Below are 5,767 nucleotides of genomic sequence, written 5' to 3'. Positions count from 1 at the left end.
AAGGTGTTATGACCTAGATAACGTTTACTCATGTTTTGAGTGGTTTGGTTCACATAAACTACAGATTACTCCGTTTATTTATGCTCTCTCTCCTTAGGAGTAGCAGGACGGGCAGAAATTAAGCGAATGTTATCACCTCGATAGGTATAGACTACTACTAGCAACCGCCAAAGGTGATCCATCCCCATAATAATAAATCGTTGTTCACCTTGTGCTGATTGATCTTCAAAAGAAAGTGCATAAGGATCGAACAAGACGGCCTCAGCATCAGAAAAACTGACTCCGTGTTTTTGTAAATTGCTTTTAGCTTTTTCAGGATTCCATTCAACTTGCATACATATATTATATGTATTTGTGAGAATTATGTCTAAGGAATCGTAAAGTCTATTTTGACTAGAAATCTGATTCCAGTGAATAAGGTGCGTCAGAGAGAAGATATCTGTTTTTTACGAAATTATCGGGTCTGACGCACCCTACAAACTACTCTCTGTGCCTTGTGCGTCTCTGCGTGAAAAAAATTCAAAAAAGAATATTATTTCCCTTTCCCAGATTTAAGAGATAACAGCATCTCCATTTGAGTCAGGGATTTACTAGGACTATTAACAGTCACACCAACACCACGAATAGAATCGAGAATAGCGGTAGCGTCCGCAGGTAAAGGTTGACTTTGAGCGGATACACGCTCAATTATGGTTTTGGTTTTGTCCATATCTAAATAGAAATAACCACCATTGGGTTTTTGTAAAGAACCTGTAACAGTTTTAAAAGTATCACTTTGATCAAGTGCTGCACCTTTGCGATCTGCCAGTATTTCCGCAACGGGTCCACCAATAGCCAGAAATGCTGTATTATCATTGAGCCAACCATGTGCCACTAGAGCGCCTTGTTGGGGGATTTGCCATTCTGTGACATTTTTACCGCCAATGGTTCTTTGAGCGACATTCAGCCGTTGCTGTTTGGCAAAATTATCGAGTTTAGTGAAAGTGGCTTCAGCAGTTTTGCGATCGCTCGTATCTAATACTAGCGCACCTCCAAAACCGGTATTAGCTAATAAACCTTGATTAGATTGAATTGCACCTAAACCAAACTCTCCATTCATCCAGCCAAAAATATCTTTATCTAAATCAATTTGGAGGACTTTTAATTGAGTCCGCGCTTGTTGTAGTCCTTGATTTAATTCTGGATAATCTTTAGATTGTTCCACAAAAGTTTGCCAACTTTTACTAATACCTTGTCCACTAGCTAAAGCCAAAGTTTCACTGGGGAATTGTCCCACAATTTTGGCGGGAGTAGTTTGATATTCAAATTTATTCAGTTGGGGGTCTAAATTCACAATTGCTTTTAATCTTAATCCGCCATCATCTATGCCCACACCTGCTGTCAGTGATTTGACTTGCTTAATTTGCGCGAGGGTTTGTGGAGGTAATTGTTTAGATTGAGGATTGAAAGCAGTTAATTGTTGTACCATATTGGCATAATCAGGAACATAAATTTGCGCTAAACTGTTTTTAACATCCACACCTTTGCTAAGAATATCATTTGCCCCTTCTTTACTTGCAAAAGAAGGTTCACCTTTATAGGTATCAATCGCTTTTTCTACAGATTGTTTATTGGATGTAAACAGCAAATGGTCATTATTCAAAACTGTTACATAAGTCGGTTGACCTTGACCAGTAGATTCGATAATTTTTTGACCTTTGTAGTCCGATTCCTGAATTTTGACGTTTTTTTGGTCTTTTAACTTATTGGCAAATTTCAAAGCAGCTATTTTATCTTTAATCCCTACCACTAACAAATAATTTGGGGCTTCGGAGACGCGAAAGTTATTCTCGGATACTTTTTTTGCATCTGGTGGTAGTACCGCAATCATCACCCCACCAACCCAAGGTTTGATATCTGCTTCGTAAGAAATTTTATGATCATTCAACATTTGTTGGTTGAAACTCTGGAATTCTTTGGCCAGTAATTTCTGCGCTTCCGGTGTACCAAACTGCTGTAACTTATGCCAGGATTCAGGATTAGTGTCAATATAAGTTGCCATTAGAGCAGTTGCAGGTACTAATTTAGCACTACCTAAAGGACTAGAACTATCACCACCACCCTTTAGATACATATAAGCTGCTATGCCTCCTGCTATAATTACAGCAGTACCGATTACAGGGATTAAAAATGATGATTTCTTTTCAGACATTGATAAATGCTCCTTGTTGTTGTAAATTTTATTGCAGAATCTACGCAATGATCATTGGTAGACAGAGGATTTTATCTAATTGAGAACCCATGAAAAACAAGTATATTTTGGAGATTTTGTCAACTAAGTTGACATCAGTAAATATCGCATATTGAGTATAAAAGGGTGAAAACACCTCGCGGTTAGAGACAGTTTACAATCAAGTGGTGAAAAAACATAATTAATTATCATAGATTTTGATGTTTAAATCCTTTTTTTATCCCTAATTTCCGCTAACTTTACGGTAATTACTGATATAATTAACGGTTTATGCTCACCAAAAAGTTGTAATTGGGTCTAAATAATACTCTATTATGGTCAAGGCTGAATCCGCAAATGATATCTTATTCCTGTGAAAACAATAGTCAATTTCTCATCTCCAAGTTATTCTAAAACTAATCTATATGGAAAATTAGTAGTATTTGTACTCAATAACAAATGATCACGGATCAAAATTCTCTTGAATCAAGGTAGGGAAGAGTTTGCTGATAAAAAAATGTCATACTACGCTACACTTCTTTACTTGTATGATTTAGATCCCATTAAATCTTTTAGAATTAGAAGGCTAGAAATAATAAATGTTGCAGTTTTATTTTGATACCGAAAAAACCGGACACAAACGTTTTGAGTTACCAGGGGCAAAACCACACTATAACCCTGACCGACCTGGACAGGTAGAACATATTTTTCTGGATCTGAGTTTGGATATCCCTAACCAAAGTTGCTACGGAACTTGTAGTATTCGCCTATTACCAGTGCGGAATGGGATTGATAGATTGACTTTGGATGCGGTAAATCTGAAGATCACCGCTGTACAAGTAAACGCAGTTGAGCAAAAATTTGAATATGATGGCGAAAAACTTTGTATCTACCTGTCACAACCCACTGAAATTGGTCATCGCTTGTTAATTGCGATCGCCTACGCCGCCGAAAAACCCCAACGGGGCATTTACTTTATTCAACCAAACAAACACTACCCCCACAAACCGACCCAAGTCTGGACACAAGGAGAAGACGAAGATTCTCGCTACTGGTTTCCCTGTTTCGACTACCCTGGACAATTATCAACTTCAGAAATTCGCGTTCGTGTTCCCAATCCCTTAGTAGCTATCTCCAACGGTGAACTAATTGACACCGTAGAGGAGGCAAAATACAAAACCTACCATTGGTCACAACAACAAGTTCATCCTACCTACTTGATGACCTTAGCCGTTGGTGATTTTGCGGAAATTCGGGACGAGTGGCATGATAAACCCGTTACCTACTACGTCGAAAAGGGACGAGAAGCAGATGCTCAACGTAGCATGGGCAAAACTCCCCAAATGATTGAATTTCTCAGTGAAAAGTATGGTTATCCTTACGCTTTCTCCAAATATGCTCAAGTTTGCGTAGACGACTTTATTTTTGGAGGCATGGAAAATACTTCCACAACTCTATTAAGTGACCGATGTTTACTAGACGAACGAGCAATATTAGATAATCGTAATACCGAAAGTTTAGTTGTCCACGAACTTGCACACCAATGGTTTGGGGATTTGGTGGTAATTAAACATTGGTCCCATGCTTGGATTAAGGAAGGTATGGCTTCCTATTCAGAGGTAATGTGGACCCAACGGGAATATGGCGACCAAGAAGCCGCATATTATCGGTTAAAGGAAGCGTGTAGTTATTTAAGTGAAGATAGCAGTCGCTACCGCAGACCCATGGTAACTCATGTTTACCGCGAAGCAATTGAACTTTATGACCGCCACATTTATGAAAAAGGATCTTGTGTTTATCACATGATTCGGGCAGAATTGGGCGATGAATTATTTTGGCAAGCTGTGCAAACATTTGTTCAAGACAACGCCCACCAAACTGTCGAAACGATAGACTTATTAAGAGCAATTGAAAAAGCCACAGGACGAAATTTGGCTTTCCTGTTTGATCAATATGTCTATCGTGGTGGTCATCCTGATTTTAAAGTAGCTTATGCCTGGGATGGTGACGCAAATTTAGCTAAGGTGACAGTCACCCAAACCCAAGCCAAAGCCGATAGTAAGGATTTATTCAATCTCAGGATTCCCATTGGTTTTGGATATAAAGAAAATCCCCAACTCACAACTTTTACAGTTCGGGTACATGAAAAAGAACAAAGTTTTTACTTTCCACTAACACAAAAGCCTGATTTTATTAGCTTTGATGTGGGCAATAATTACTTAAAAACAGTCAAGTTAGAATTTCCAATTTCCGAATTAAAAGCCCAATTAGAATTTGATCCTCATCCCATTTCTCGCATTTATGCTGCGGAAGCTTTAGCGAAAAAAGGCGGATTGGAAGCGACTTTAGCCCTATCCTCAGCTTTGAAAAATGAGCCTTTTTGGGGTGTGCGGGTCGAAGTTGCTAAGGAATTGGCAGAAATTCAATTAGATCAAGCTTTTGATGGTTTAGTAGCTGGATTAGATGATCCTAGTCCCTTTGTGCGGCGGGCTGTGATTAGCTCTTTAGCGCGAATTAAAACTCATGATAGCTATAAAGCTGTAAAGAGTGTTGTCCAACATGGGGATGCCAGCTACTATGTAGAAGCTGCGGCTTGTCGGACTATTGCGGCTATAGCAGCGGCACATTTGGAAGATAAACCCCATGAAGACAAGGTAATCAAGTTACTCAAATCTGTTTTAGAAGAACGGGCTGGTTGGAATGAAGTTGTCCGCAGTGGGGCTGTGGCTGGTTTAGCTGAATTAAAATCCTCAGAAGCAGCTTTAAGTTTATTACTGGAATACACAAAAGCTGGGATACCGCAACCATTACGTCTCGGTGCAATTCGCGCTGTTGGCAAAATTTCCACTGGTCAAACTCCCGCTAATATCGAACGAATTTTAGACCGATTAGCGGAAATTGCTAGAGAGACTTTCTTTTTAACTCAGGTAGCGGTTTTAACAGCCTTGGGACAAATGGAAACTCCCAAAGCCATTGGTATTTTGCAATCTTTAGCCAATCAAACCGCAGATGGCCGTGTTCGTCGCTATGCTGAAGAGGAAGTGAGTAAAGTGCAAAATAATATTGGCACAGACAAAACCCTGAAGCAATTACGTGAGGAACTTGATCAAATCAAACAGCAAAATCAGGAATTGAAAAGCCGGCTGGAAAATTTGGAAGCGAAATCAAAATAAGAGGGAACAGGGAACAGGGAACGGGGAACGGGAAACAGATAAGAGGTTTTGAGCTTTTAACAATTCCCCAATAGTTTTCTAGAGGGGCGTAGGACTGTTGAGCAAGATAAATAAAACGATCACCAAATAGAACGAAAGGCACGGAAGCCACTTGGCAATAGATGCGTGGAGGAAGTGCCAACGGCGAATTTATTCGCGGTGACCAATACTATTGCCAAAACCCTGAAACCCTATTGATATCGTCACGATTTTATTGGGTTTCAGACATATTTGGGAAAATTGGCAATAGTATTGGGTGACATGATAGAATTAATTAGCAAGTAGGAATAACCATCAGCGCAAAGAAGTGTTTTATTAAGGAGAAACCCCTGATTTATCTCGTCTC

At 39.4% G+C, this 5,767-nt stretch carries 3 protein-coding genes; 1 reads left to right on the top strand and 2 read right to left on the bottom strand.

What is annotated here, in order from left to right:
• Positions 1-74: 74 nt before the first annotated feature.
• Positions 75-335: a BrnT family toxin gene (locus tag AN490_RS04225; RefSeq protein ID WP_300000291.1), complete on the bottom strand. Its 261-nt coding sequence runs from the start codon at positions 333-335 to the stop codon at positions 75-77.
• Positions 336-532: 197 nt separating this feature from the next.
• The gene (locus AN490_RS04220) at positions 533-2,191 is read right to left on the bottom strand and encodes a DUF3352 domain-containing protein (protein ID WP_300000289.1); all 1,659 of its coding nucleotides are present in this window, start codon (positions 2,189-2,191) and stop codon (positions 533-535) included.
• Positions 2,192-2,808: 617 nt separating this feature from the next.
• On the opposite strand from AN490_RS04220, the gene AN490_RS04215 reads away from it, so the two are divergent.
• The gene (locus AN490_RS04215; protein WP_300000287.1) at positions 2,809-5,382 is read left to right on the top strand and encodes a M1 family metallopeptidase; all 2,574 of its coding nucleotides are present in this window, start codon (positions 2,809-2,811) and stop codon (positions 5,380-5,382) included.
• Positions 5,383-5,767 lie beyond the last annotated feature (385 nt).

The organism is Anabaena sp. AL09 (genome assembly GCF_001672255.1).
GTDB lineage: Bacteria > Cyanobacteriota > Cyanobacteriia > Cyanobacteriales > Nostocaceae > Dolichospermum > Dolichospermum lemmermannii.
Note: the sequence above shows the minus strand (reverse complement) of the source record. Positions and strands in the feature narration are given on the sequence as shown.

Coding starts and splice junctions, on each gene's coding strand:
- AN490_RS04225 (WP_300000291.1), bottom strand. CDS start 335: ATGCAAGTTGAATGGAATCCTGAAAAAGCTAAAAGCAATTTACAAAAA.
- AN490_RS04220 (WP_300000289.1), bottom strand. CDS start 2,191: ATGTCTGAAAAGAAATCATCATTTTTAATCCCTGTAATCGGTACTGCT.
- AN490_RS04215 (WP_300000287.1), top strand. CDS start 2,809: ATGTTGCAGTTTTATTTTGATACCGAAAAAACCGGACACAAACGTTTT.